The following is a 25,861-nucleotide window of genomic DNA, read 5'->3' as shown; positions in this document are numbered from 1 at the left end:
CAGGAAGAACCATCCATGAAATCAATCAACGTCGAGGTCGGAGGGCTCGTTTCGAGCCTGAGCGCGGAGGGAGTACGCCGCAAGCTGCTGCAACTTCCAGGCGTTCATCATACCGATGTCAACTATGTCGCGGGGAGTGCAACGGTACATTTCGACGATGGGCAGCTCAGCGTCGAGGACCTGCGTGACCGGATCGCCGAGTGTGGGTATCACTGCGGCGGCGAACTGACACCGAAGCATGTGTGCGAGCCCGCCACGGGCAGTACGGCGGGCCGCAGCCATGACGGGCACGCCCATCATGCCGTGTCTGCGAAGCAGAAGGATCACGCGGGGCATGAGGGGCATCTGGGGCACGCCCCTGCAGCCGGAGCGACTGCGAAGACGGCCGCCTCGCCGACCTCCCATGCCGGGCACCAGGGTCACGCAGGCGACCCCGCCATGGCCGATATGATGCACGACATGGGGCACGGGTCGGGGTCGATGCAGGACATGGCCCGTGATATGCGCAATCGGTTCTTCGTGTCGCTGATCTTCTCGGTCCCGGTGTTCTTCTATTCGCCGATGGGGAAGATGTTCGGCGACTTCCAGACGCCGTTCGGGCTGAACAATAAGCTTTTCCTTTTCATCTTCGCGAGCGCGGCGATCATCTATCCGGGTTGGACATTCCTCATCGCCGCTTGGCGGGCCTTGCGCAACGGTGTTGCCAACATGGCCACACTGGTCGTGCTGTCGGTGGGCGTCGGATACCTGTTCAGCGTCGGCGCGACCTTCTTCTACGAAAGCGAGGTGTTCTACGAGGCGGCGGCGGTTCTGCTGGTCTTCATCCTCCTGGGCCACTGGTTGGAGATGCGCGCCCGCGCGGGCGCTTCCGACGCGATTCGGGCACTGATGGACCTCGCGCCGCCGATGGCCACCGTCGTGCGCAATGGCGTCGAGACCAAGGTGCCGACCGCCGAGGTCGTGGCCGGTGAACTGGTGGTGATCAAGCCTGGAGACAAAATCCCGGTCGACGGCGAGATCGTCGAAGGGGCTTCGCAGGTCGACGAGTCGATGCTGACGGGCGAGTCGATGCCGGTCAAGAAGGTGGTGGGTAGCACCGTCGTGGGCGCCAGCATTAACAAGAGCGGGAGTTTTCGCTATAAGGCCACGAAAGTCGGTGCGGACACGGCATTGGCCCAGATCGTCAAGCTGGTCCAAGAAGCCCAGAACTCGAAGGCCCCCGGCCAACTGCTGGCCGACCAGGCGTCGCAGTGGCTGGTGCTGGCAGCGATCGTGATTGGCCTGTTGACCTTCAGCGTCTGGTACTGGGCAATGGGCCAGACGCTGCTGTTCGCACTCACGTTGACCATCACTGTCTTCGTGATCGCATGTCCCGATGCGCTGGGCCTGGCCACGCCGATGGCGATCATGGTCGGGACCGGCCTGGGGGCGATGAACGGCATTCTCTTCAAGAATGCGGCCGCGCTGGAGAACGCCACTAAGCTGACAGTGGTGGTGTTCGACAAGACCGGCACTTTGACGCTTGGACAGCCGGAGGTCGTCGAGATCGTCGCCGCGCCCGGTGTCGATGAAACCAGGCTTTTGACGACGGCTGCCGCCGTGGAGAAGTTCTCCGAGCACCCCCTTGCACTCGCAGTGCTGAAACGTGCTGGCGACATGCAGACCGAAGTCACGGAGAACTTCACCAACATCGATGGGCAAGGCGCACGGGCCACCATCGGGGGCGAGACGGTGCTGCTCGGCAACCGGTTGCTAATGCAGTCGGAGCAGGTGGACCTGGCCGCCCTTTCCAGCGAGGCAACGCGGCTGCAAGGCGGCGGGCGCACCGTGGTCCATGTCGCGCGCGGCGGCCGGCTGATCGGCATCATCGCGATCGCAGACGCCGTTCGACCGACCTCGCGGGAGACGATCTCCAAGCTACAGGCGCGGGGCGTGAAGGTCGCGATGCTGACAGGCGACAACCAGGCGACCGCCGAGCGCATCGGCAAGGAATTGGGCATCGACATCGTCCTTGCGGACGTGCTGCCTGGGCAGAAGGCCTCCAAGATCAAGGAACTGCAACAGCAGGGCCACAAGGTGGGCATGGTCGGCGACGGCATCAACGATGCTCCGGCGCTGACGCAGGCCGACGTGGGCTTTGCGATCGGCGCCGGAACGGATGTCGCGATGGAAAGCGCCCAGGTGGTTTTGATGAAGAGCGACCCCTACGACGTCGTAGGGGCCATCGAACTCTCCCGCGCGACGCTGCGCAAGATGCACCAGAACCTCTGGTGGGCCGTGGGCTACAATGTGATCGCCTTCCCGCTTGCGGCTGGGGTGCTTTACCCCTTCACGCTGTCGCCCGAGGTCGCCGCGTTGTCGATGTCCGGCAGCTCCGCGATCGTCGCCATCAATGCGTTGATGCTCAAGCGAACGCGCCTGCCGGGGATCAAGCGCGTCACGTCTCACGCGAACGTGCAAGCGGTCGCGTGAGCCTGTGCCGCGAGCCACGATGGTCGAGACCCACCCGATGCAATCGCCGCCGCCCGAAGCCGCGCCGGCCCCTCAGCGCGACCTGGGAGTCGTGCAGTTGGGCTGGCTGGCGGCGGCCGTGTTCGTCGTCTCGGCCGGGTATGGCGCGTTGATGCCCTTGATTCCCGACTGGCTGCGCCCTCTGATGGGCGACGCCGATCCAGCAGTGCTCGCGCGTCATGTCGGCTACCTCAGTGGCATCTACACGGCCGGAATCCTCGTCGGGGCGCCACTGTGGGGCGTGCTGGCGGATAGGCTGGGACGCGCCCGCGTGCTGCTGGTCGGGCTGATCGGCTATGTGGCGAGCCTGCTTCCGCTGCTGCGCCCAGAATCTGTGGGCGTGGTCGGCATCTATGCGCTGCGCGGCGCCACGGGCTTCTTTGTCGCCGCCGTCGTGCCGGTGGTGCCGGCGCTCGTCGCGCAGTACACGCCGCAGGCGATACGCGCCAAGCGCTTCGCATGGTTGGGCGCGATGTCGCTGTTCGGCTTCCTGTTCGGGCCCGGCCTGAACGCCGCCGCCGATCGCCTTGTCGGCCTGGGTTTCTTCACCGCCCTCGTACAAGGGTCAGCGACCAGCCTCGTGATCGGACTCTCGGCGGTGCTGGGCGTGTTGATGATGCTGGGTCTGGCTGCCACGCTACCTGCACCGTCGCCCCTTCAAGATGGGGACGAAGGCGATGACGACAGTGCGTCCAAGCGCCGGTCCATCACGCTCTGGCTGCTCAACGGCGTGGTCATGTTCGTGCTTGCCGGCTTTGAACTCGGCATCGTGCTGCAGGGCCAGCGTCATCCCGATCTCTCGTCGCGCGAGGTGTCGTTGATGTTCGCCGAATGCAGCCTGGTGATGTTGGGCGTCAACGCGGTTCTGTTCTTCACCGGCCTGCTCGAGCGCGCTGATCCCCGCCGCGTGTTGGCTGCCGGCATGGTCCTGGGCATCGCGGGACTCGCGATGCTGGCCCGCCATGGCAGCGAGACCTGGATGTACGTCGGCGTGAGTCTCACGGCCGCGGGCACTGGCATCGTGCTGCCCACCATTGCCTACCTCGCCGCGGGTTCCACACGTCGGCGGCTCGGGACTGCGATGGGTGGCCTCGCCGCCGCAGCAGGCTTCGGGCAGACGCTGGGATCGGCCGTCGCTGGCTGGCTGTTCGGAACCGTCATGCAGAACAGCTTCGCATGGCTGTCCGTCCCGTTGGCGGTCGCCCTCGCCTTTTTACTGATTCCGCGGCAGTGGTGGCCAGCGAACCCAGCCCTGCTGACAGCTCCACCTTGTTCCACTTCATCCAGTTCCACGGAGACCAAACCATGAGACTTTTCCTGACGGCCTTGCTCGCAGCGCTTGCCCTGTCTCTGAGCGGATGCGGCTACAACGACTTCCAGCGGCGGGACGAACAGACCAAGTCTGCCTGGTCCGAGGTCCTGAACCAGTACCAGCGGCGCGCCGACCTGATCCCGAACATCGTCGCGACGGTAAAGGGAGAGACCAACTTCGAGCAAGAGACGCTGACCCGGGTCGTCAAAGCGCGCGCCAAGGCTACCTCGATCCAGGCCACCCCGGAACTCGTCGACAACCCCGAAGCGTTCCAGAAGTTCCAGGCAGCGCAGGGTGAGCTGTCCGGCGCGCTGAGCAGGCTGCTGGTGGTGAGCGAGAACTACCCGCAGCTTAAAGCCAACCAGGCCTTCCAGGACCTGCGCGCCCAGCTCGAAGGCACCGAGAACCGCATCACCGTGGCACGCGGGCGCTATGTGAAGGCGGTGCAGGACTATAACGTCCTGACGCGCAGCTTCCCGACCAACATCACGGCCAGGGTATTTAGCTACGACGTCAAGCCGAACTTCTCCGTCGCCGACGAGAAGGCGATGGCCACGCCGCCACAGGTCGATTTCGGCGCCGCGGCACCGGCGTCGCGCCCCTGACATGAGCGCGACGAGAACAGCGGCGCCGTACCCGGCCGCCCACCCCGCCCACCTGCGGCTGGCCCGCATCCTGGCCTGGCTGTTGCTGAGCCTGTTCCTGACGGTCGCGTTCGCGCAGGAACTGGTCGCTGTTCCGCCGCTGCAGGCGCGTGTCACCGACCTCACGGGGACGCTCGCCGCCGGTCGGGTCGCCGCGCTGGATGCGCAGCTTCGTGCCTTCGAGGAACGCGAGAACGTACAGATCGCGGTGCTGATGGTCCGCTCGACGCGGCCCGAACCGGTCGAGCAGTACGCCATGCGGGTGGTCGAACAGTGGAAGCTCGGCCGCCGCAAGGTGGACGATGGGGCACTGCTGCTGGTCATCAAGGACGATCGCGCCGTGCGCATCGAAGTCGGTTACGGCATCGAGGGTGCGCTGAGCGACGTGGTGGCGCGGCGCATCATCGACGAAGTGATCACGCCGCGCTTTCGTCAGGGCGATTTCGACGGTGGGATCGCGGCAGGTGTCGAACAGATCATGCGCATCGTCGACGGCGAGGCCCTGCCTGCGGCGGACCCGAGGCGGCAAAGCCGGACCAACGACATTGGCCAGGCCTGGCCTTTCCTATTCATCGTGGCCCTGATGCTGGGCGGATTACTGCGCAACGCCCTCGGCCGTGTCCCTGGCGCCGTGGTCACGGCAGGCGTGCTGGGTGCCGCGGCGTGGCTGGTGGTGGGCACCCTCGCAGTGGCCACAATGGCGGGACTGGCTGGATTCTTTGTCACGCTGCTGGGCATCGGCATGGGCGGCCACGGCGGCATGCACGGGCACCATCGGGGTGGTGGATGGCCTGGCGCTGGATTCGGCGGCGGCGGATTCCGCGGCGGTGGCGGCGGCTTTGGTGGCGGTGGCGCTTCGGGACGGTGGTGAGATGAACATTCAACGACTTCTTAGCCACCTCGCCACCACGGACCGTGCGGTACGCCGCGCCTTCCCGACGCGCGCTCTGAACACGATCGAGCAGGCTATCCGAACGGGCGAATCCCAGCACGGCGGCCAGTTGCGCTTCGTGGTTGAGGGCGCGCTGGACGGATCGCCGCTGTGGCGAGGCCAATCGGCGCGCGAGCGAGCGCTGGACCTGTTCGCTCGCATGGGCGTATGGGACACGGCGCACAACAGCGGGGTGCTGATCTACGTGCTGCTGGCCGACCGGGCGGTGGAGATCGTGGCCGATCGCGGCATCCATGCCTGTTGCGGTGCCGACATGTGGTCGGGCGTGTGTCAGCGCATGGAAGCCCAGTTTGCGCAGGGACGCTTCGAGGCCGGCGCCATGGAAGGCATCGCCGCCGTCAGCCACCTGTTGATGCAGCACTTTCCGCGGGACGCGGGCCACGGCAACGAGTTGCCTGATCGGCCGGTCCTTCTTTAGAACGACAACATCCTTGGATACCTTCCATGCAACTTCAGTTTCTGGGTGCCACGGGCACCGTGACCGGTTCGAAATACCTCCTGCGCCATGGCGATGCGACCATCTTGGTGGACTGCGGCCTGTTCCAAGGCTTCAAGCAGCTGCGGCTGCGCAATTGGGAGCCGCTGCCGGTGGCGCCCAAGTCGATCGACGCAGTCGTGCTCACCCATGCCCACATCGACCACAGCGGCTACCTGCCGCTGCTGGCGCGGCAGGGTTTTCGCGGGCGGGTCTATTGCACGTCCGCGACGCATGAGCTGTGCAAGATCCTGCTGACCGACAGTGGCCATTTGCAGGAAGAAGAGGCGAAGTTCGCCAACCGCCACGGCTTCTCCAAGCACAAGCCCGCACTGCCGCTGTACACGCGGGAGGATGCCGAGCGCTGCTTGAAGCTTTTCGCTCCACGTCCGTTCGCCGAGGCCTTCGAGGCCCTGCCCGGACTCACCGCCCGGCTGGAGCCTTCGGGGCACATGCTGGGCTCCGCCTTCGTGCACCTCAGCGACGGGCAGCGGTCGGTGCTCTTCTCCGGCGACATCGGCCGCCCGAATGACCCGGTGCTGCGCCCGCCGGTGCAGGTCCCGGGCGCGGACTACCTGCTGGTGGAGTCCACCTACGGCAACCGCAAGCATGAAGAGACTGACGCGCTGGAAAAACTGGAGACCGTGATCAATCAGACCGCCGCCCGCAGCGGCGTCGTGGTCATCCCCGCGTTTGCGGTCGGCCGCGCCCAGAGCCTGATGTATGGCATCTACCAGCTCAAGAAGCAGGGCCGCATCCAGCACCTGCCGGTATACCTGGACAGCCCGATGGCCATCGATGCCACGCGGCTGTACCACACCCACCGTGATGAGCATCGCCTCTCGCCCGAGGAGTGCGAGGGCATGTGCCACGCCGCGAGAATCGTCAACAAGGTCGAGGAGTCCAAGGCGCTCAGTGCCAGCCGCGGGCCGATGGTGATCATTTCCGCCAGCGGCATGGCCACGGGTGGCCGCGTGGTTCACCACCTGAAGTCGTTCGCGCCCGATCGGCGCAACACGATCCTGTTCGCCGGCTACCAGGCGGGTGGAACCCGCGGAGCGGCGATCCTGCACGGTGCGTCCACCGTTCGCATCCATGGCGAAGACGTGCCGATCCGCGCCGAGGTGGCCTCAATCGACAACCTCTCCGCCCACGCCGATGCCGACGAGATCATCGCGTGGCTGCGCGGCTTCACGCAGACGCCGCGCCGCACGTTCGTGACGCACGGCGAGCCCGAGGCGGCCGATGCGCTGCGCTCGCGTATTGACCATGAACTCGGCTGGGCGGTCTCGGTGCCCGACTACCTGCAGACCGTGGAGCTTGCATGACAGCGCAACTGCACGAAGCTGGCCGCGCAAAGGAGGCCGGGGACACGCTACAGGCGTGGCGCACGGGCATCGACACCTACCAGGAGCCGGTGGTCTACATGCGGCGTGATTGTCCGATCTGTCGATCTGAAGGTTTCACGACCCAGGCACGAGTGCAACTGACGGCCGGCCGCCGAAGCATCGTGGCGACGCTCAGTGTCGTCGACGGTGAGTGGCTGGCCGAGAACGTCGCCGGTCTGTCCGAGTCGGCGTGGGCATCGCTGGGTGCGGAGCCGGGCCAGCCGGTCGCGGTCACCCATGCGCCACCGCTGGATTCGCTCAGCCATGTCCGGGCCAAGGTCTATGGCAACTCCCTCAGCGACACCGAGTTCGGCGCGATCATCTCTGACGTCGCGGCGGGCTGCTACTCGGACCTGCACCTCGCTACGTTCATCACCGCCTGCGCCGGCGATCGCCTGGACTTGGCGGAGACGGTCTCGCTCACAAAAGCCATGATCGCTGTCGGCGACCGCATCGATTGGGGCCGTCCGCTGGTGGTGGACAAGCACTGCGTTGGCGGCCTGCCTGGAAATCGCACGACCCTGCTCGTGGTGCCCATCGTGGCCGCCTGCGGCCTCACGATGCCCAAGACCTCCTCGCGCGCCATCACTTCACCGGCCGGGACAGCCGACACGATGGAGGTGCTGGCGCCCGTCAACCTGGATGTGCCGAGCATGCGGCGCGTGGTCGAGCGCACGGGCGGCTGCATCGTGTGGGGCGGCTCGGTGCGGCTCAGCCCCGCCGACGACATCCTCATCCGCGTCGAGCGGCCGCTCGATCTCGACAGCGAAGGGCAGCTCGTGGCCTCGGTCCTGTCCAAGAAGGCCGCTGCCGGCTCGACCCATGTGCTGATCGACCTGCCGGTGGGCGCGACCGCGAAAGTGCGCAGCACACACGCCGCGGCGTCGCTCGGCCGGCGCCTGCAGGAGGTGGGTAGCGCCATCGGGCTGCAGGTGTCGTTGCGCATCACCGACGGCGAGCAGCCGGTCGGCCGCGGGATCGGCCCCGCACTGGAAGCACGCGACGTGCTGGCCGTCCTGCAGGGGACACCTGAGGCCCCGGCCGATCTGAGGGAGCGCGCGCTGCGGCTGGCGGCTGACATCCTCGAAATCGGCGGCGCGGCGCCGGCTGGCGGCGGCCTGAAGCTCGCCACCGAGGTGCTGGCCGGCGGGCGGGCCTGGGCCAAGTTCCAAGCGATCTGCGCCGAGCAGGGCGGCCTGCGCAGCCTCCCGACGGCGGCGCATCGGCACACCGTCGAATCGCCGGCCACCGGCCGCGTCACCCACATCGACAACCGCCTGCTTGCGCGTGCGGCCAAGCTTGCCGGTGCGCCGACCGCCCCGGCCGCCGGCATCGATGTGCACGCGCGTCTGGGCGATCGCGTCGAAGCCGGACAGCCGCTGTTCACGCTGCATGCCCAGGCGCCGGGCGAACTGGCCTATGCACTGGAGTTTGTCCGGTCGCGCCCAGCGATCTTCCAGATTTCGGAAAACACATGAAACCACTCGTTTTTCACCTGCCAGGTGACGAAGCCTTCGCTGAAGGCCTGGTCCGAGCGTTGCGCGCGGAACGGGCCGCGCTGCAGCTGCACCGGTTTCCGGACGGCGAGTCGCTGGTGCGGCTGGACGCCGACGTGACGGGCCGCACCGTCGTGATCGTGGCCAGCCTGGCACAGCCCGACGTCAAGGCACTGCCCCTGCTGTTCGCGGCGGACGCCGCGCGCGACCTCGGTGCCACGCGTGTACTGTTGGCGGCACCCTACCTGGCGTACCTGCGCCAGGACCGGCGCTTCAACACGGGCGAAGCCATCACGTCTCGCACGTTTGCCGCGCTGGTGTCGACGGTGTTCGATGGCGTCGTCACCGTCGACCCCCATCTGCACCGCTACCACTCGCTTGGCGAGATCTACCGGGTGCCCACGCGCGTCGTGCAGTCCGCGCCCGCCATCGCCGCCTGGGTCGCGGCGAACGTGGACAAGCCGGTGCTGATCGGCCCCGACGCGGAAAGCGAACAATGGGTCCAGGAAGTCGCACGGGGGGCCGGTGCACCGTTCACCGTGCTGCAGAAGATTCGCCGGGGCGACAAGGACGTGGAGGTCAGCCTGCCCAGCACTTCGGCCCTGGCCGGTCGCCAGCCCGTGCTCATCGACGACATCGTGTCCAGCGCACGCACGATGATCCAGGCCATCGCCAGCGTGCGCCGCGTCGGATTGCCGCCCCCGGTGTGCATCGGTGTGCATGCGCTCTTTGCCGCCGACGCCTATGAGGCGCTCCTCGCAGCAGGCCCTCAGCGGGTGCTGACCTGCGACACCGTTCCCCATGCCTCCAACGGCATCAGCGTGGTGGCACCGCTGGCTGCCGCGGTCCAGGACTTGGTCGAGGCCAGTGCGACATGAGCGGCACCCAAGCGCTCGGTCCGGGTTCAAAGCGTCGAGCCGCACCGGGAACATCTTTACTAGGACCCGACAGGCCGGCCGCAGCCATGAACGCCCTGGCACCCACATTCGAGAGGAGATGACAGCGATGTGCTTTTCTGCACTAGCCAGTTTCACGGCTGCCGCGGGACTGCTGGGTATAGGGACCGTCACCGTGCGCCGGGCCCGCGCGCGGCGCGAGCTGCCTTACGCCGCCATCCCGCTGCTCTTCGGGATTCAGCAGCTGCTCGAAGGCATGCTGTGGCTGACGTTCCCCGACCGCGCGCCTCTGCTGAATGTGGGGCTGACGCATCTCTACTCGTTCTTCTCGCACGTCCTGTGGCCGATCTATGTGCCGCTGGCGGCTCTGGCGCTGGAGACCGTACCGTGGCGCCGCCGGGTCCTCGCGGGCATTGCACTCGCGGGCGCCCTGGCCGGGGTGTACCTTTTAGTGATGCTGGCGCGACTCCCCATCACCGCACGAGTGGTCGGTCAGCACATCTTCTACGACTCCCCACACTTCTACGTTCTGACCACGATGGCCTTGTACCTGATCGGCACCTGCGCAAGTCTGATGGTCTCCAGCCACCGGCGCGTGGCGGCTTTCGGGATTGCCGCCTTCGTTTCTGCGGTTGCAGCCTACGTCTTCTATGCGACCTGGTTCATCTCGGTGTGGTGCTTCTTCGCAGCCGTCCTCAGCATCATCGTGCTGTGGCAGGTCCGTGAACCTCAAGCGAGGCTCGCCGTGCCATGACGGATCGTTCGGCCGGCTTCAAGCCCGCACTCGCCTACCACGTGCTCCCCCCCCTGTATGATGGGGTGGTGGCGCTGAGCACGCGCGAGCAAGCGTTCAAGCCGGCCCTCGTGGCGCAGGTGGCGATCCAGCCTGGCCACGACGTACTGGACATCGGTTGCGGAACGGGAACGCTCGTCCTGCTTGCGTCCTCCGCGTGCCCGCAGGCCCGTGTCACGGGGTTGGATGCCGATCCCGCCATCCTGGCGCTCGCCCGCCGGAAGGCGGCGGGGGCGACGGCACCGCTCTGGTTCGACCAAGGCTCATCGACGGACCTGCCTTACCGCGATGGTTCGTTCGATAGGGTTCTGTCGAGCCTCTTCTTCCATCACTTGGCGCCCGCGGACAAACCGACGACGGCGCGGCAGATCGCGTGCCGCGCGTCGGCGGCCAACTGTACGTCGCGCACTGGGGTCGCTCGCGCGGACCAATCAGCCACACCGCGTTCTTCGCGGCTCAATTGCTCGAAGGCTTCGAGACCACCCGTGACGCGGTCGCCGGTCACTTGCCATCGGTTCTCAGGCGAGCAGGATTTACGCAGGTTGCTGAGGCACGGCGCTTCGTCACTGTCTTCGGCATCCTGTCCTTGCAAGGATGCGCCATGACCGAGGACCACCGTCTCGCTGTCCTGTTCTCCGACATCGCGCCAGCGGACCAGGCAGCGCTGCAGCAACGGCTGCCGACCCGCTGGCGCGCGCACTTCGTCGAGAGCGAACACCTTGCGGGCTCCGACACCGAGCATGAGGCTATCGAGGTCCTGTGCGTGTTCGTGCGCACGCGGGTGGACGAATCGCTGCTCCGCCTGCTGCCGCGCTTGCGCCTCGTCGCGACGCGCTCCGCGGGGATCGACCACATCGACCTGGACGCATGCCGCCGACGCGGCATTGCCGTCTGCCACGTGCCAGACTACGGGTCTGCCAGTGTCGCCGAACATGTCTTTGCCCTGCTGCTCGGCGTGACCCGCCACCTGACGCAGGCACACGAGCGGGCGCGCCAGGGCTCGTTCGCCTACCGCGGGCTCACCGGCTTCGAGCTGGAAGGCAAGACGCTGGGCATCGTCGGCCTGGGCCGTATCGGGCGCCACGCGGCGCGCATCGCCCTTGGGTTCGGCATGGACGTTCTCGCCTACGACCCCGCCTTCGCCGCGTCGGCAGAGCACCCCGACGGCGTCTTGCTCGTGACATGGGAGCAGCTTCTGCAAAGCAGCGACATCCTGAGCCTCCATGTTCCGGCCACCGAGGGTACCCACCACCTGCTCGACGCTCAGGCCTTCGCGCGCATGAAGCCGGGCGTGGTGCTGATCAACACGGCACGGGGAGCGCTCATCGACGAGGCTGCATTGCTGCGCGCGCTGGACGAGGGCATCGTCGTGGCTGCCGGACTGGACGTGCTGGAGCAGGAAGGTGCGCTGTCTCCCGAAGTGCCCACGGGCTGCGGCGGGCTCGGTTGCGATACCGGCTGGACGGCATCCGGCCCACTGCTAGCCCATCCGCACGTGCTCTTGACGCCCCACATCGGTTTCAACACCAGGGAGGCGATCACGCGCATCCTCGACGAGACCGTTGCGAACATTGCAGCCTGGCATTCCGGCCAGCCGCGCAACCGGGTGGACTGACCGTCATGCGCCCTGACCACCCCTTTCCTGCCGCCAGCCCGCCGGGCCGTCCACTGCAACGCTCGGCCCTGCGCCGGGTGGTGCAGATCGCGCTGGCGCTGACCGGCTTCCTGCTGTGGGTGGCCTGGCATCGGGGACTCATGCGCTGTGACACGCACCGGGCGGCCGACCGCTTCGCCGAAGTGCTGCAGCGATTGGGGACGACCTTCGTGAAGCTGGGCCAGCACCTCAGCCTGCGGGCGGACATTCTGCCATCCGATGCGCAGCAGGCCCTGGCCAGCCTGCAGGCGCATGTGGCGCCGTTTCCTTCGGAACAGGCCGTCCAGGAGGTTGAGTCGGCGCTGGGCCGCCCCTGGCAGCAGGTCTTCGCGCACTTTGACATGGAGGCGCTGGCCGCAGCGTCGATCGCACAGATCCATCGCGCAGCGCTGCTCGACGGGACGGAGGTCGTGGTGAAGATCCGCCGTCCTGGAGCAGCCGAGCAAGCCGAGACCGACATGCGAATCCTGCGCCGGCTTGTTCTGGTCATACAGTGGTTCGTTCCCTCGCTGCGGCGCTGGGGTCTGGCGGCCATCGTGGATGAGGTAGCGGCCAACTTTCGCTACGAAATGGACTTGTCCCGGGAGGCGGGTTCCGTGCGACGGTTCGCTGACGCGTGGCGGGGCTCTCCCGACATCGTGATCCCCGACGTGGTGAACGGGCTGTGCACGTCGACCGTCATGGTCCAGCAGTTCAGCCACGGAGCCGACCTGCACGGCCTGCCTACCGCCATGGCCGTGGCCGCTGCGGGCAAGCTCGTGGACAGCTACGTCGCGCAGGTCTTCCGCGATGGCTTCTTCCACGGCGATCCACACCCCGGCAACGTCTTCGTGATGGACGACGGCCGCATCTGTCTCCACGATTTCGGCATCGTGGGCCGCGTCACCCGCAGCATGCGGCGCGCGCTGGTGGCTTTCGCGCTGGCCTTCGTCGAGCAGGATGCCGACTGGGTGGTCGACGCCTGGCTGGATCTGGGTCTGGTCGGCGAGGGCACGGATCGGGCCGTGTTCGTGCCCGTTGTGCGCACCCTGGTCGCGGACTGCGCCGAGCGTCCGCTGAAGGACTGGTCGCTCTCCGATGCGCTCTCGCAGCTCGTGGCGGCCGGCCGAACCCAGGATGTCCGACTTCCCAGAGATCTGCTGGTGCTCACCCGCACCCTGCTGCTGCTCGAAGGGACGGTGCGCCTGCTGGCACCGGACTTCTCCATCATCGAGGCGATCTCGCGCCACACCGCGACCGGCATCTTCGATGAGCGCAAATCTGCTGCGTCGCAGCGTCTGCCCTACGAGCTGGGGAGCGCGGCCAGCGTCCTGCCCACGCTGCTGGCGCGGCGCTTGCACAGTGTCTTGCGACAGCGCGAGCTGCTGCAACTGTCGATCAAGCCCGACGCCAAGATGCTGAGCGGCCTCGACCGCCTCGGCCGCCGCATCGCGCTTGCGCTTGTGACACTGGGCCTATACATCGCGTCGAGCTTGCTGATGCAGCACGGCGTAGGCCCGCGCTGGGGCGACATGCCGGTGCTCGCGCTGCTGGGCTATGCGCTGGCGATCCGGTTCACGTTTTCCATTGCGCGCAGCTGCGGCTGACGCGTCCCTTCATGACAGGAGCAGGGAATGAACAAAGTCCGAGTGGCGGTGAACGGTTACGGCGTCATCGGCAAGCGGGTGGCAGACGCGGTCGCTCTGCAGGAGGACATGGCGCTTGCCGGCATCGCCGACGTAGTGCATGACTATCGCCTGCAGGTCGCCGCGCGGCGCGGCTTCGCGATTCACGCTGCAACCCCCGACGCCGAAGAAGCGATGCGCTCTGCCGGCATCCCGGTGGCGGGCAATCTGGCCGAGCTGCTCGCGAAGGCCGACGTCGTGGTCGACTGCACGCCCAAGAAAGTCGCTGCGGTCAACAAGGCGCTGTACGACGCCGCGAGCGTGAAGTCCGTCTTCCATGGCGGCGAGTCCCATGCGCTGACGGGGCACTCGTTCGTTGCTCAGGCGAACTATGCGTCGGCCATCGGCCGAACTTCCACCCGCGTGGTCTCGTGCAACACCACCTCGATCGTGCGCACGCTGGGTGCGCTGAGGATGGCCGGCCTGCTAAAGCGTGCGCGCGGGACGTTGATCCGGCGGGCATCCGACCCCTGGGAGGCGCATTCCGAGGGCATCATCAACACGCTTGTGCCTGAGAAGACGATCCCCAGCCACCAGGGACCGGACGCGCGCACCGTGATCCCGGACCTGGATGTGGTGACGATCGCGGTCAAGGCTGCGCACAACAGCAGCCACCTGCACACCTGGTGGGTCGAACTGACGAGGCCGGCAACGCGCGACGAGGTGCTGGCCGCCTTTCGCGCAGCGCCACGGATCGCGTTCGTGCGTTCCTCGGATGGCCTCGTGGCACTCAACAGCACGGTGGAACTGATGGCTGATCTTGGCCGCCCTCGCGGCGACATGTGGGAAGTCGCCCTGTGGGAGGACGGCCTTGCAGTCGATGGAGACCAGGCCTACTACACCTACCAGGTCTTCAACCAGGCGATCGTGATTCCCGAAACCATCGACGCGATCCGCGCGCTAAGCGGCGTCGAGTCCGATCCGTCAGCGTCGATCGTCCGAACCGACGCCGCGCTCGGCTTACGGCACGACTTCATCCGCGATTGCGACTAGGCTCGATCGACGCGTGGACGGTACGCGCAACCGCTGGTGCCGATCGTGCCTCGACGATCGCCCATCACAGCAGATGCGAGATCTCGTTCAACGGTTTCAGGCCCGAGCCGAACCTTCCGATTGCATCGCGATGCGCGCCAAGCTCGGTGCAGGGGAGGTAGCGGGTTCCCAGCTCCGCCACCCGCGCAAATGCTGGCCGACGCAACTGGCTGAGGACATCCTCGCGGCGCGCGTCCGGCGCCACCAGGAACATCAATACACCCGCTCCCAGCTCCGTCCACAAGGCCAGGTCGAGCATGCGCACGATGCCGGAATAGATCGAGGTCGAGTGCTTGACCTCGAAGGCAGCGGCGATCTTCGAGCCGTCGGCCTCCACCCGAATGACGTCGATCAGGCGAACAGAGTCCAGACCGGACCGGGCCTACGCGGGAAGCTGTATCAGGCAGCCGTCGCCGAGGCGTCCTCCCCGATAACTGCGCCCCTGATCGTTGGACGCAATCCAGACACCGTCGCCGAGCGACTTACCCAGGTCGCGCAGCCATCCCTGGATTTCCGTGTGGGTCGCGTCGCTCTCGCGTTCCGCTGCCCAGCGCTTGTGGGCGGCCGTCGATTCCTCGCGCACCTTTTCGAGATCGGCCTCCCAGCCCTGGACGGCCGCCGCATCATCACCGCGCGGCGGCTCCGCGTACCGGCCCGAGCCGATGTTGAATATCAGTCCGGCCAGCGCCCCCATATCGTTCGATAACGCGTTGCGGTGCTGGACATTGAGGCGAAGGCCGCTTTCGCGCATCGAGAAGACCCTTTGGGCCGAACAGGGCGATTCAGGCCGGGATCATCACCACGCGCGGATCGCCATGCCCCCCCACGGTGGCCAACTCCTCGGCGGTCAATACGCGCGCCGGATCCACGCCAAGCGCCTGCGCGGCCTCGGCCGCGACGTGCGCCCATGTGCAGCGGTTCGCGAACAGCATGCCGGCAACGTCAAGCGTCCCACCGCGCGCCTGATAGCCCAGTGCGCGGGTCTGCCGAGGCCCGGTATCGATGCGGCGCAACAGGCCCAGCGTCGGCTCCGGCCGCATGTGCGAGACGATGACGCGCATCGCAGCGGTGTCCGGGAACAGCGAGCGCAATGCCGCGTCGCCCGCCACGAAAGCCCGCTCGCGCTCGTCGCGTGGTAGCCGGAAGCGGCCCGGCTCGATGACGCAGGTGACTGCCGTCCGATGCCCGGCATTGTCCAGGCGCCGCGCCGCAAGCAGCGCCTGCTGTAGCTGGTACGCACCAATGGCGACTAGCAACACATCGGGTGCGTCGCAGGGCTTCACCACGCATGCACCCTCATCGGCCAGACGCTGGGCCTGCTCGCCGCTCAGTTGGCTGGCGACGGGCCGTTTGGGAACGACCAGTGTCCAGAACTGGCCATGCGAAGCGTAGGCAGCTCGCAGCGCCGCGATGGCACTGTTTGCATCGACCGGGAACAACACACGTGCGGTGTCGGACATCTCGCCCAACATCGCTTCGGCCAGTGTCGGATCCTGATGGGACTGCTCGTTCTTGCCGTTCTCCCAGGTGTGGGATGTCGCCACCGTCACCACCGACAGCCAGCCTGGAGGCATGCCGGCCTCCGCCTGGTGGCGAGCGAACAGGATTTCCTGTCGCAGCGCGCCCAGCATCTTGACGGCAAATGCCTCGTAAGAAACAACGAGGTTGATACCGCCCTTGTTGCCCAGCGCCGCGCTAACCACCGCCTCTTCGTTGAGGGCCGTGATCACGGCGCCATCGACGGCTTCAGCCAATCCCGGTTCGGGCGTGAAGACGCGGTGCTTGAGCAGGTCCAAGGTCTGGCCCATGCGGTTGCTGCGTAGCTCGTCCGGATTGCCGACCCGCGGACGCAGTTGGGGATTGGCCTGGATGATGGCCGCGAAGGTTCCGTCGAGCGCATCCATCGGCGAGACATTGCCGTGGTCCGCGGCGTGCCATTGCGGCTCCGGGAGCCTCGGCGCTGCGACCTGGCGATGTGCTAGGGGATGGTCCCGCTCAAGGGGACGACGCTGCACCTCATGCCGGCAGAGCAGGCCCACCGCTTCGTCGAGTTCGACCGGCGGCACGAACAAAGCGCGCGCGCCCTCGTTGAACTGTTGCCGGGCAGTGAGGTCGACACGGGGATTGCCCGCCAGCGGCAGGTTGTGCGCGGCGTTGGTTCCGGCACCGGGGAAGCCGAATCCTTTGGGCGCTTCGGCGATGGTGTAGTGAAGCGGTACCGGGTACTGGAAGGTACCATGCGAAACCCCCTTCGCGCAGGCCGCCAGCCGTTCCTCCATCGCGTGGACGGCCCAGGCAAATGCGGCGGGGTCGGTACCGTCGATCTCCATCGGGTCAAAGCCATTCAGCCGCAGATGCTGGTGGAACCATTCTCGGCCGCCCTGCTGCTGCATGGTGCTGCGCTGTTCGATGCGGCGACCATTGAGGATCATGAACGGAGCCACGAATCCGCTGTCCTCTGCACGCCACCAGCGCGGCGCCCAGTCGCTGCCGCGCTGCTCCTCGAATGCGCCGTCGCTGAGGAATACCACCAGCCGCTCGCCGGGCAAGGGCATGTGCACGTACTGCAGTTCGGCAAAGCCGAGATAGCCCCCCTCGGACATGCCGCCTGCAGTGTTCGGGCCGACGTGGCTGCCCAGCGGCGAGGCAGGATGCCCCTGTGCGTCGATCGCGTAACTGTAGAAGTCCCGAGCGAAGCGTGTAAGGCCGTTCTCGCTGCGGTCGTACCGCTCGGCGTGGCGCGGCGTCATGTTGCCCACCAGCAGGTTGCAGGCATCGACGCCCGCGACGCAATGGCCTTGGCCCATCAGCCAGCCGCGTGTCAGACCGCTCAGTGCGTTCGCGGCAAGGTAGCCGACATAGGCTGGCACGATGTTCAGTGAACCGCCGGTGTGGCCTTCAGGCGTCTCCTTGAAGTCCTCGGCCGCCATGTCCCGACCGTCGGGATAGACTCGATCGGCATAGGTCATGTGAACCGTGAGCCACATACTGGCCACAGCCAGGCGGTCTGCAGCCCACAGCGTGCGGTAGACCGCGGCTGTGTCGCTTGCCTTGCCTTCGGCCACCAGCATCTGTGCGAGATCGTGGACTCGCAGTTGCGTGAGGTCGTTGTGGGCGATGGGGCCATGCCCGCGCGCCCAGCGCGCGAACTTGGGATCGGACTCGCGAAACAGTCGAACGCGCTCGGCGACCCAGGGAAGGTTGTGATTCATGTTGAAGGTCCTTGAAACCGGCTCGGAATGACGAGCGTCGATGGGGTTGGGAACGCCGGCGTCTCGGATCGCCAACGCAGAAACGAATGGCATGGCGCTGGGCGCCTCAGGCCTGCCTCGCGTACAGCACCACGGCAACGGCCCACAGCAGAGCAGGCAGCAACAGCACCCAGCGGAAGTCCGACTGGAGGACGAAGTTCATCGCACTCATCAGCCCGACCGTCGCAAACCCTGCGAGAGCGACGGCCCAGCCAGTACCACTTTGCCGGTCGCGCACGGCAGTGCGCGCCAGGTGGACGGTCAGCACGCCCGCGCCGGCCATGAAGCCGCCCATCACCGTGAACACGACCCGTAGCCATGCCTCCAGACCGGGTGCCACTTCGCGCAGCCGCTCCAACGTCACACCGATGAAGCGCGGGTCCTCGGGCAGCAGCGCGGGCCGCAGAAACACGAAGTAGGCGCCCAGTCCGACGAGCCAGACGCCGCATGCCATGACCAGCCACATGGAGGTGCGCGGCGCCTGCGGACGCAGAGGCGCCACGGCGCTGGGTCGGCGGGCATCCCGATGAACTTGTCGGCGGCTCACGGCGCACCGTCCTGCGGCGGCAGCGCCACCGCGGCCACGCGAAGCTGACCTGCAGGTGGGGCCGACGCCAGCAAACCATCCAGCATCGCTCGGTCGACCACCTCCTTCTCCAGCAGCAGCGTGGCCAACGACTCAAGCGTTTCGCGGTGCGTTCTCAACGTTTGCGTCACGCGCTCACGCGATTCCTCGAGTAGACGGCGCACCTCGCCGCCGATGGCATCCGCTGTGCGTTCGCTGAAGGTGCAAGGCTCGGGCAGCGTCGGACCGTTGAGGTACAGCGGGGCGAGGCGTGCCTCGTAGGTTGCCAGCTCGAACGCCTCGCTCATGCCGTAGTGCGTCACCATGTGAAGTCTCAGGTCAGTGGCGAGCTGCAGGTTGTTCCCTGCGCCGGTTGAGACATCCTCGAACACCAGCTGCTCGGCTACACGCCCGCCCAGCAGCACGTCCCGCCCGTCGAGCAGTTCGGTCCGGCCCGCCGACTATTAGCACCCCCTTGGGAATCTTGCCGCCCAAGCGCTTGTAGCGGTCCGGGTTCTTGAGGAATTCGACCACTTCCATAAGCAGCCACCATGTGCCAAAGGACACCTGCGCCGGAGCAGGGCACCTAGCCATTTGCTTTCGCGCACACTGCCATAGCGCACCTTGGCGGCGTCCAACTGCGCGACCAGTTTGGGGGCAGTGCGCACGACTGCCAATACACCGGCCAGCGGGCCGGCTCATCTCTCGCGCACCCGCGGCACCGTCACTGGCGTTCATGGTTGGTCCTCCTGTAGAGATCGCGGCGCGTCAAGGGCACGGGCCAGCTTCCGCCGTCTCGTTTGGATGCGACGATCTGGTAGATGCCTGTGCCGCCCGCCTCGAACTCTAGTGCACAAGCCGCCATGTACAGACGCCAGATGCGGAAGGTCACCTCATCGACCTCTCGCAAGGCATCCTCTCGGCTCGCTTCGAGTCGCTGAACCCAATGCCGCAACGTCAGCGCGTAGTGGGGCCGCAGGCCTTCGACGTCATGAATTTCGAAGCTGGCACGCTCCATTCCGAGCTGGATGTTGCTGACGCAGTCCAATTCGCCGTCAGGGAATACATACCGGTTGATGAACTCGGTCGAGACAGTTCTGTTCCAGCCCTCTTCATCATGCGTGATCCCATGGTTGAGGAAGAGCCCGCCCGGCCGCAAGACCCGCTGCACCGCTGCGTAATAGGCCGGCAGATTGGCGAGGCCCACGTGCTCGAACATGCCGACGCTGGACACCTTGTCATAGACGGCCGTGCCATCGAGGTCCCGGTAGTCGCACAGTTCAACCGTGACAAGGTCTTGCAAGCCTTCTGATCGGATGCGCTCACGCGCGTATTCGAGCTGCTGCTGGCTGAGGGTGATGCCGTGGGCTCGGACGCCGTGCTCTCGTGCCGCCCAGCACACGAGCGCGCCCCAGCCGCAGCCGATGTCGAGCAGACGTTCGCCGGGCCGCAGACGAAGCTTGCGGCAGATGTGCTCCAGCTTGTTGCGCTGTGCTTGGTCCAGCGTGTCGTCCGGGCTCTCGAAGTAGGCGCAGGAGTAGACCCTCTCGGCATCGAGCCAGAGGCCATAGAACGCGTTGGAGACATCGTAGTGGAACGAAATCGCTGCCCGATCGGTCTGGCGAGAATGGCGGTGGGAGAAGCGTCGGGCGACCCGCGAAGCCAGGCCGCGCGAAGGCTTCAACCCCTCCTGTTCCGACACGCGCAGCATCAGAGCGTCGCGCAGCAGGGCCAGCTTGTCGCGCCAGGAGAGCGAAAACTGCTCGAAGTGGGTCTTGAGCCCGAGCGCGCTGTACAGGTCCCCTTCGATGTCGATAGTGCCGCGGAAGTAGGCCTCCGCCAACAGCAGCGGATCCGGTCGCAGCACGAGGCGTCGCAGCAGGCCCGGGTCGCGGATGACCAGCGTGTACTCCGGATGCGACTCGAACTCGTGCAGGAGCACATCGCCCAGGCGCAACGCCGGCTGACGCTCGATGCCAGCCAGCAACCGGCGCAGAATCCGCAGCACAGCGGCATGCGTGTCTGGTGATGGGGATGGCTGAGGTGTTGTGGAGTGGTTCATCAGTTGGCGCCTCGGTCGCTCGTATGCAGCGGAAGCTGCGATGTGAAGGGCGCTGGCTGCTCGTCGCCGATGGCGATCAGTGGCGTGCTTCGCAGATCGTCCATCAATGCCGCGAGGCGCTGCGCGCTGGCCGATGCCACCAGATGAGTGGCGCTGGCGTCGACATGCCAAGGTAAGTGGGGCAGCTCCCCTGCCGCGACGATCGCCGCAACGTTCGGTGTCGTCCGATACCCGGGGATGCGATCCAGGCCATGGTGATCGACGACGCGCTCCGTGTCCCACCCAACCGGCGTCGGACACACGCGGGTCCATGATCGGACCAGGGCGATCACCTCTTCCACGGCAGCGCCGCTCGCAGCATCCTCAGTCTTGAGATCGCTGGCGCCAGAAGAAGCGGTGGTCGGCACGAACGTCATCGGCACGCGCCTTTGCCGCCAACACGGTCGCCGAGACGTTGGCCGCAGACGGCGACGCCTCTGGGACGCCATGGCCTGTCAGCACTTTCGGGGCTGTGGTTCATGCCGCGTTTCCGATCGACGACCTTATCTCCGACCTCAACCCGCCAACGTCCTGAGGCCGGCCAACGCTGCTACCGGATCGGATATGCCGCGGTAGATCGGAGGAATCTCGTTGTTCAGTCCGAGCAACCCATAGACCGCGTGCATCGCGCCGCGCACCGAGTATTCGACGGTGAAAACCACATCCTCCGGAATCTCGACGTACTGCCCGAGGAGTGCGAAGTTGGTTGCCCCACCGGGGATCACCAAGGGACGATCCGATGCCTCGCGGCGCTCGAACTCGCTGGTGATGTACGGCATCATGACGGGGATGGTCGTGGTGGTTCGGAGCACCTCCTCTCGGATGTCATCGAAACGCAGGTGGTGCATCAGCTCGCGCAGAATCTCGCGGCCTGTGGCCTGCGCCATGCTCTTGTCGATATAGTCGCCCTTGTTGTCGATGAACAGTCCGTAGCCCCAGAGGGTATAGACGTCCTCGGGTTGGCCGGCGAAGTGCGGTTGATGTGGCACGACGATGGACATCAGCCAACGGGAGTCCTTGAAAGTCATCAATCCGCCGGTGCCCGGCGCGTTGCCGGTGAACTCCTCGATGCGATGCACGAGCGCGGGGCTGCGCATCGTCAGCGTGAACGACTCCCACTTGGTCTCATCGACGTTGCCGCAGAAGGCGTTGGGGCGGCCGAGACCGCGTGTCTTGCGGGCCATGGACTCCCACAACGTCCACGCACCATCGCGCTTGTCTCGAACTAGAGAGGGCGCGTGGTCATCGTCGCCATAGGTTGCATCAGCCGTCATCGACCCGATCGTGATCAACGCCAGGTCGGCAGCGCCGAGTCGATAGGTGACAGGCTCGCCATGCCGCATCGCGTGCAATGCCTCGACACGACGCTCCGCTCCCTGCTCAACAAAGTCGGCATCGACCACCTTGGTGTTCAGCTCGAAGACCACACCGCGCTCGCGAAGCCACTGCTCCATCGGACGCACGACGGCGTCGTACTGATTGAGCGGAGTGCGTCGTACACCCGCCAGGGTGTGAATGCGCGGAAACTCTTGTAGGAAGCGAAGCAGGTAGCGCTTGAGCTCGACCGCGCTGTGCCAGTTCTGGAACGCAAAAGTGGTGCGCCACATCGCCCAGAAGTTCGTTTCGAAGAAGTGAGGCGAGAAGCAATCTTCGATGCGCGCCGTGTGCAACAGGCGCTCTGGCGTAGCGACCAATCGCATCAACTCCAGCCGATCCTGCAGACTGAAGCCCAGGTCGCTGGCGTCAAGGATGCGCCGTTCGCGATCAATCAAACGTGCCTTCGCGTTCGATCGCCATTCGTCGTTGAACGCCCAGACCTGTTGCTTGACGGATGTGCCGGGGTCTTGCAGTGTCGGCACGCCGTCCAGCACGTTCCAGAGACATACATAGGTCTCCTCCGTCAGCATCCGTCCGCCACGGGAAACGTACCCCTTCACTGGGTCGCCCGATCCGTCAAGAGCGCCGCCCGTGAGATGCAGTTCCTCGATGATGCGGATGTTGCAGCCTCGAAAGCCGCCATCGCGGATGAGCAGCACGGCGGCGCTCAGCGACCCGATGCCCGCGCCAACAATGTACGCCTGACGTTCTTCGTTGTTCTGCATGAGTTGGTCGCCTTGTGAGGTCTCGATGGTGTAGAAACTGGTCGAACGTTCGTCACGCGCCTGGCGGGATTTGCTCCGCCCAGGCTTGCGAGGAACGGCTGTTGCCGTTCCTTCGACAATGGCAAGCCCAGGGTGTGCGCGACAAAGCCTGGAACGCTGGGGTCGAGGTCGCCACCGCGCGTGCCCATCACAAGACCTTCCGGAGCCGTCATCCCTATCGAGGTATCGACGGATCGACCGTGGACAAATCTCGGACGCCCGATGGTGTTTGTGAAGACCCCGGTCTATCACGCCCTGGGCACATTGATGCCGTATTCCATTAGGGGGGGGCCACCTTGTCTTGCGGACAAGCCAACCTCCCACATGGGCACGCTATTCATCTCGCGCTCCAGGGCTTGTTGTCCCCGTAGGAAGGGAGGCATTCATTACATCTCCTAGGACGGTCGTTCAGCTTGCATAGGTCTGCTCGAACACAAGCTCAGCCCACAGATCACGGCTCTTGCGCCACGACTCCATCGCTTGTTCAACCGCGTCTGCACCGGTACGCTCCAACTGGTACCAAGGATTGACATGCCGATGGGGGTCCTGTGCACCGCATTGCTCAAGCCATCGCTGCATCCAAGGCAGCAGTGCGAGAGCAGGCGTCACCTGCTCGGACCAGACCTTGCGGCTGACGCGCATGGGGTGCAGCGCCCGCAGTTCGCGGGCCGATTCGGGCGTAACCGCGAGACGGACCCAGGGTGACACCCATTGCGCATAGAGGCGTTCGGTGGCTTCCGAAATCGCCTTGACCTTGTCGAATCCGGCTGGGTTGGCATCGAAGGGCAGGTCTTCCAGCCGCCGCGGCTCAAAGCGGGCACCGGCGGCAACCTCGGCGAAAGCGCTATCATCCAGAATCATCTCGTAAAGTCCGGGTTCGAGTGCCTGGATCGATTCAGCGTGGTGCAGGATGGCACGGTGTTCCCGTCGCGCCACCCCGGTGGAGACGAAGATCCCGAGGTGGCCCACGTGCTGGTGCAGCAGGTAGACGACGCGCTGGCCCGCGGCCACGAGGTCTGCAGTTGTCGGATACACAGCCTTGAGCCAGCCAAGCGCCTGGTGCGGCGGCGTGATGTTGTCGCCGTTCGAGCAGAAAAGCATCAGCGGCGCGCCAACGCGGCTCAAGTCAGCTCGGCAGTGATCGTCGACAACGATCTCGCCACCCTCCAGATGGTTGCCGACGAACAGATCGCCGGCAATCGACAGCATCTCCTCACGCGCCAACTGGTAGAAGCCGTTCCACCAGCGCTCGAACTCCAGGAAGCGATCGCTCTCGGCCTCCGGCTGCGCGAACAGCGTGTCGTACTTTTTGAATACACCCTCGGGCCGCAGCGCCTCGAAGTTCTGGACCAGCCAGGCGCCGTCGAAGCGCCCGGCGCCGAGGTCCGAAACCCAGTGCGCCGGCCATATGCCGCCCGTAAACCCTCCAAGCAGTCGCATCGGATTGACGCCCCTCTCGCCGGCCCAGTATGACAACGGCGATCCGTTCAGCACCGCCAGCGCTGCACGGTGCTCGCAATGCGACAGCGCCAACGTGATCGCCCAACCGCCTTGACAGTTGCCGTAGACGATCGGGGCCTTGCCTCCGTGGCGCTTGGCCACGATGTCGATGAACGCGGCCAGCGTCTGCACGACCGCCCCCATCGTCTGTCCCTCGACAGGTTCGGGATCGAACACGACGAAGTACACGGGATGGCCTTCGAGCAGGGCCATGCCGACTTCGGAATCACGCTTGAATCCGCCGATGCCTGGTCCGTGGCCGGCGCGCGGGTCGACCACGAGCACCGGCAACGATCCCTTGCGCACATGCTTCTCCAAGGCGTCGGTGCCACAGCGCGTGACGCGGAGGAGCCGGTAGTTACTCGCCGGTTGCATGTCGTGCCCGTCGGCCACCTGCTCTGACTCGAAATGAAGCAGCGGAGGCATTCCCGCCGCTTCGTGTTCGGTCATGTTGTTCGCCCGCTGTCTCAGCGCCTCGCCGGTCGCTACGGCGCGCCACAGCATGTCGCTCCAGTAAGCTGCGAACAACGCAACTGGTGCAGCGATTCGCTGCGAGTCTGTCGTCGTGTTCATGGCTGAGAATCAGCGGCAGCAGCAGCCGCCGCCGTGTCCCTTCGGGCGGGCGCCAGCCGGGGCATGGCAGGACGCCTGCCCGGACGCGCTGGCCGGCGCCGAAGAGGCGACTGCCTCGTAGCCGGCGGCGGACAACGCAGCGATCAGCGCGGGCGTGTTCTGCGCCGCCTGGTCGCCAGTGACAGTCGCAGTGCCGCGAGCGAGATCAACATGCACGTCTTCCACGCCAGGTACGCGCTTGAGCGCCTTGCTGACCGAGTTCGCGCAGGAAGCGCAGGTCATGCCTGCGACCTTGAGTTCGATGGATTCCATGGTGTTCCTTCAGTGAGTCTCAGTGGTGGTGTCCGGACTGGACGCCGCTCGATGCTGATCTGTTCCGGCCTTCGTCTGAACGGCGCTCGGGTGAGTCGCCTTCGTCGCCCCGAGGTGCGTTGCCGTGCCCGACGTGACCGCCGTGTCCCCCGTGACCACCATGACCGAAGATGTGCATCAACGGGCAAGCGAGGATGAAGAGGAAGGGCAACAACTGCAGAAGATGAGCGTTGTGGCGATAGAACATCCAGGCAACGGCGGCGGCAAGGCCGATCCACAGCAGCCACTGGTTGATGCGTGACCAGTTCGAGCCACTTCGTCCGCTCTGTCGTGGGTCGGATGGCAGGTTCATGGTGATGCTCCTTGGTGAGGATGGGACTTACTGGTTCTTGTGGAATTTCCCGTGGTCGTGCACGGAGGTGGGTGCCGTCTTGGTGCCGGAGGCGGCGCTGTCCGGCAAGCAGGGAACAGGCTTAGCCGCCGAAACGTTGCGCTCAGCACCGTGGTCGTGGCGCTTAGCCGTCGAACTGCATTTCGTCAGTACGGGGGCCTCTGAGGCTGCGACTGGAACAGTGGCCGCAGCCGCGGGGGGCTGATCGGT

At 66.0% G+C, this 25,861-nt stretch carries 25 protein-coding genes; 13 read left to right on the top strand and 12 right to left on the bottom strand.

What is annotated here, in order from left to right; all coding sequences use genetic code 11:
* The first annotated feature begins 15 nt into the window (after nucleotides 1-15).
* The 13 genes from RN01_RS05385 to RN01_RS05325 all read left to right on the top strand — a co-directional run bounded on the left by RN01_RS05385 (nucleotide 16) and on the right by RN01_RS05325 (nucleotide 14,778).
* Nucleotides 16-2,472 (top strand): cation-translocating P-type ATPase, encoded by a 2,457-nt coding sequence (locus RN01_RS05385; protein WP_029309012.1) that lies wholly within the window; start codon nucleotides 16-18, stop codon nucleotides 2,470-2,472.
* Nucleotides 2,473-2,491: 19 nt separating this feature from the next.
* Nucleotides 2,492-3,820 carry an MFS transporter gene (locus RN01_RS05380; RefSeq protein ID WP_035833456.1) on the top strand — a complete coding sequence of 443 codons (1,329 nt, stop codon included), beginning with the start codon at nucleotides 2,492-2,494 and terminating at the stop codon, nucleotides 3,818-3,820.
* Entirely contained in the window at nucleotides 3,817-4,428 is a 612-nt protein-coding gene (locus RN01_RS05375; RefSeq protein WP_008646323.1) for a LemA family protein, read from the top strand. Before RN01_RS05380 ends, RN01_RS05375 begins: the two co-directional genes overlap by 4 nt.
* Nucleotide 4,429: 1 nt before the next feature.
* A complete protein-coding gene (locus RN01_RS05370; protein ID WP_008646324.1) occupies nucleotides 4,430-5,338 on the top strand; it encodes a YgcG family protein in 909 nt (302 codons plus the stop codon).
* A 1-nt stretch (nucleotide 5,339) separates the two neighbouring features.
* Nucleotides 5,340-5,837 carry a TPM domain-containing protein gene (locus RN01_RS05365; RefSeq protein WP_029309011.1) on the top strand — a complete coding sequence of 166 codons (498 nt, stop codon included), beginning with the start codon at nucleotides 5,340-5,342 and terminating at the stop codon, nucleotides 5,835-5,837.
* A gap of 26 nt (nucleotides 5,838-5,863) precedes the next feature.
* The gene (locus RN01_RS05360; RefSeq protein WP_008646326.1) at nucleotides 5,864-7,222 is read left to right on the top strand and encodes an MBL fold metallo-hydrolase; all 1,359 of its coding nucleotides are present in this window, start codon (nucleotides 5,864-5,866) and stop codon (nucleotides 7,220-7,222) included.
* A complete protein-coding gene (locus RN01_RS05355) occupies nucleotides 7,219-8,760 on the top strand; it encodes a thymidine phosphorylase family protein (RefSeq protein WP_029309010.1) in 1,542 nt (513 codons plus the stop codon). The genes RN01_RS05360 and RN01_RS05355 overlap by 4 nt, the downstream gene beginning before the upstream one ends.
* Nucleotides 8,757-9,656 carry a ribose-phosphate pyrophosphokinase gene (locus RN01_RS05350; RefSeq protein WP_008648167.1) on the top strand — a complete coding sequence of 300 codons (900 nt, stop codon included), beginning with the start codon at nucleotides 8,757-8,759 and terminating at the stop codon, nucleotides 9,654-9,656. Before RN01_RS05355 ends, RN01_RS05350 begins: the two co-directional genes overlap by 4 nt.
* A gap of 127 nt (nucleotides 9,657-9,783) precedes the next feature.
* A complete protein-coding gene (locus RN01_RS05345) occupies nucleotides 9,784-10,428 on the top strand; it encodes a DUF6629 family protein (RefSeq protein ID WP_008648170.1) in 645 nt (214 codons plus the stop codon).
* Nucleotides 10,425-11,072, top strand: coding sequence for a class I SAM-dependent methyltransferase (locus RN01_RS05340; RefSeq protein ID WP_008648177.1), 648 nt, complete (start codon nucleotides 10,425-10,427; stop codon nucleotides 11,070-11,072). Before RN01_RS05345 ends, RN01_RS05340 begins: the two co-directional genes overlap by 4 nt.
* Entirely contained in the window at nucleotides 11,069-12,082 is a 1,014-nt protein-coding gene (locus tag RN01_RS05335) for a hydroxyacid dehydrogenase (RefSeq protein ID WP_008648179.1), read from the top strand. Before RN01_RS05340 ends, RN01_RS05335 begins: the two co-directional genes overlap by 4 nt.
* 92 nt (nucleotides 12,083-12,174) lie before the next feature.
* Nucleotides 12,175-13,707: an AarF/ABC1/UbiB kinase family protein gene (locus tag RN01_RS05330; protein ID WP_029309009.1), complete on the top strand. Its 1,533-nt coding sequence runs from the start codon at nucleotides 12,175-12,177 to the stop codon at nucleotides 13,705-13,707.
* A 27-nt stretch (nucleotides 13,708-13,734) separates the two neighbouring features.
* Nucleotides 13,735-14,778 carry a type II glyceraldehyde-3-phosphate dehydrogenase gene (locus RN01_RS05325; RefSeq protein WP_029309008.1) on the top strand — a complete coding sequence of 348 codons (1,044 nt, stop codon included), beginning with the start codon at nucleotides 13,735-13,737 and terminating at the stop codon, nucleotides 14,776-14,778.
* Nucleotides 14,779-14,842: 64 nt separating this feature from the next.
* Here RN01_RS05325 and RN01_RS34520 read toward each other — a convergent pair whose 3' ends face one another.
* From RN01_RS34520 to RN01_RS32830, 12 genes are all read right to left on the bottom strand, one after another.
* Complete coding sequence (locus RN01_RS34520) at nucleotides 14,843-15,154, bottom strand: hypothetical protein (RefSeq protein WP_231582259.1); 312 nt, start codon at nucleotides 15,152-15,154, stop codon at nucleotides 14,843-14,845.
* A 45-nt stretch (nucleotides 15,155-15,199) separates the two neighbouring features.
* A complete protein-coding gene (locus RN01_RS34515) occupies nucleotides 15,200-15,568 on the bottom strand; it encodes a hypothetical protein (protein WP_231582258.1) in 369 nt (122 codons plus the stop codon).
* A 31-nt stretch (nucleotides 15,569-15,599) separates the two neighbouring features.
* Nucleotides 15,600-18,029 (bottom strand): D-xylulose 5-phosphate/D-fructose 6-phosphate phosphoketolase, encoded by a 2,430-nt coding sequence (locus tag RN01_RS05315; protein ID WP_008648199.1) that lies wholly within the window; start codon nucleotides 18,027-18,029, stop codon nucleotides 15,600-15,602.
* A gap of 106 nt (nucleotides 18,030-18,135) precedes the next feature.
* A complete protein-coding gene (locus RN01_RS05310) occupies nucleotides 18,136-18,534 on the bottom strand; it encodes a hypothetical protein (protein ID WP_008648201.1) in 399 nt (132 codons plus the stop codon).
* A gap of 77 nt (nucleotides 18,535-18,611) precedes the next feature.
* Complete coding sequence (locus RN01_RS05305; protein WP_008648203.1) at nucleotides 18,612-19,058, bottom strand: FtsH-2 peptidase; 447 nt, start codon at nucleotides 19,056-19,058, stop codon at nucleotides 18,612-18,614.
* A gap of 299 nt (nucleotides 19,059-19,357) precedes the next feature.
* Nucleotides 19,358-20,695, bottom strand: a complete 1,338-nt coding sequence (locus RN01_RS05300) for a cyclopropane-fatty-acyl-phospholipid synthase family protein (RefSeq protein ID WP_029309006.1) — start codon at nucleotides 20,693-20,695, stop codon at nucleotides 19,358-19,360.
* Nucleotides 20,695-21,111 carry a hypothetical protein gene (locus RN01_RS05295; protein WP_008648206.1) on the bottom strand — a complete coding sequence of 139 codons (417 nt, stop codon included), beginning with the start codon at nucleotides 21,109-21,111 and terminating at the stop codon, nucleotides 20,695-20,697. Before RN01_RS05295 ends, RN01_RS05300 begins: the two co-directional genes overlap by 1 nt.
* Before the next feature lie 138 nt (nucleotides 21,112-21,249).
* A complete protein-coding gene (locus tag RN01_RS05290; RefSeq protein WP_008648208.1) occupies nucleotides 21,250-22,836 on the bottom strand; it encodes an oleate hydratase in 1,587 nt (528 codons plus the stop codon).
* The gene (locus RN01_RS35050) at nucleotides 22,779-23,099 is read right to left on the bottom strand and encodes a hypothetical protein (protein ID WP_369799825.1); all 321 of its coding nucleotides are present in this window, start codon (nucleotides 23,097-23,099) and stop codon (nucleotides 22,779-22,781) included. Before RN01_RS35050 ends, RN01_RS05290 begins: the two co-directional genes overlap by 58 nt.
* A 184-nt stretch (nucleotides 23,100-23,283) precedes the next feature.
* Nucleotides 23,284-24,948, bottom strand: coding sequence for a DUF3141 domain-containing protein (locus RN01_RS05285; RefSeq protein WP_029309005.1), 1,665 nt, complete (start codon nucleotides 24,946-24,948; stop codon nucleotides 23,284-23,286).
* A gap of 9 nt (nucleotides 24,949-24,957) precedes the next feature.
* The gene (locus RN01_RS05280; protein ID WP_008648212.1) at nucleotides 24,958-25,260 is read right to left on the bottom strand and encodes a heavy-metal-associated domain-containing protein; all 303 of its coding nucleotides are present in this window, start codon (nucleotides 25,258-25,260) and stop codon (nucleotides 24,958-24,960) included.
* Nucleotides 25,261-25,279: 19 nt separating this feature from the next.
* Nucleotides 25,280-25,612 (bottom strand): DUF2933 domain-containing protein, encoded by a 333-nt coding sequence (locus RN01_RS32830; RefSeq protein WP_080709893.1) that lies wholly within the window; start codon nucleotides 25,610-25,612, stop codon nucleotides 25,280-25,282.
* Nucleotides 25,613-25,861 lie beyond the last annotated feature (249 nt).

Origin of the sequence: Cupriavidus sp. SHE (genome assembly GCF_000812445.1) — a bacterium.
In the GTDB taxonomy this organism is placed as follows: domain Bacteria; phylum Pseudomonadota; class Gammaproteobacteria; order Burkholderiales; family Burkholderiaceae; genus Cupriavidus; species Cupriavidus metallidurans.
The sequence above is the reverse complement of the archived record's forward strand: the minus strand, read 5'-3'. Positions and strand labels throughout refer to the sequence as shown.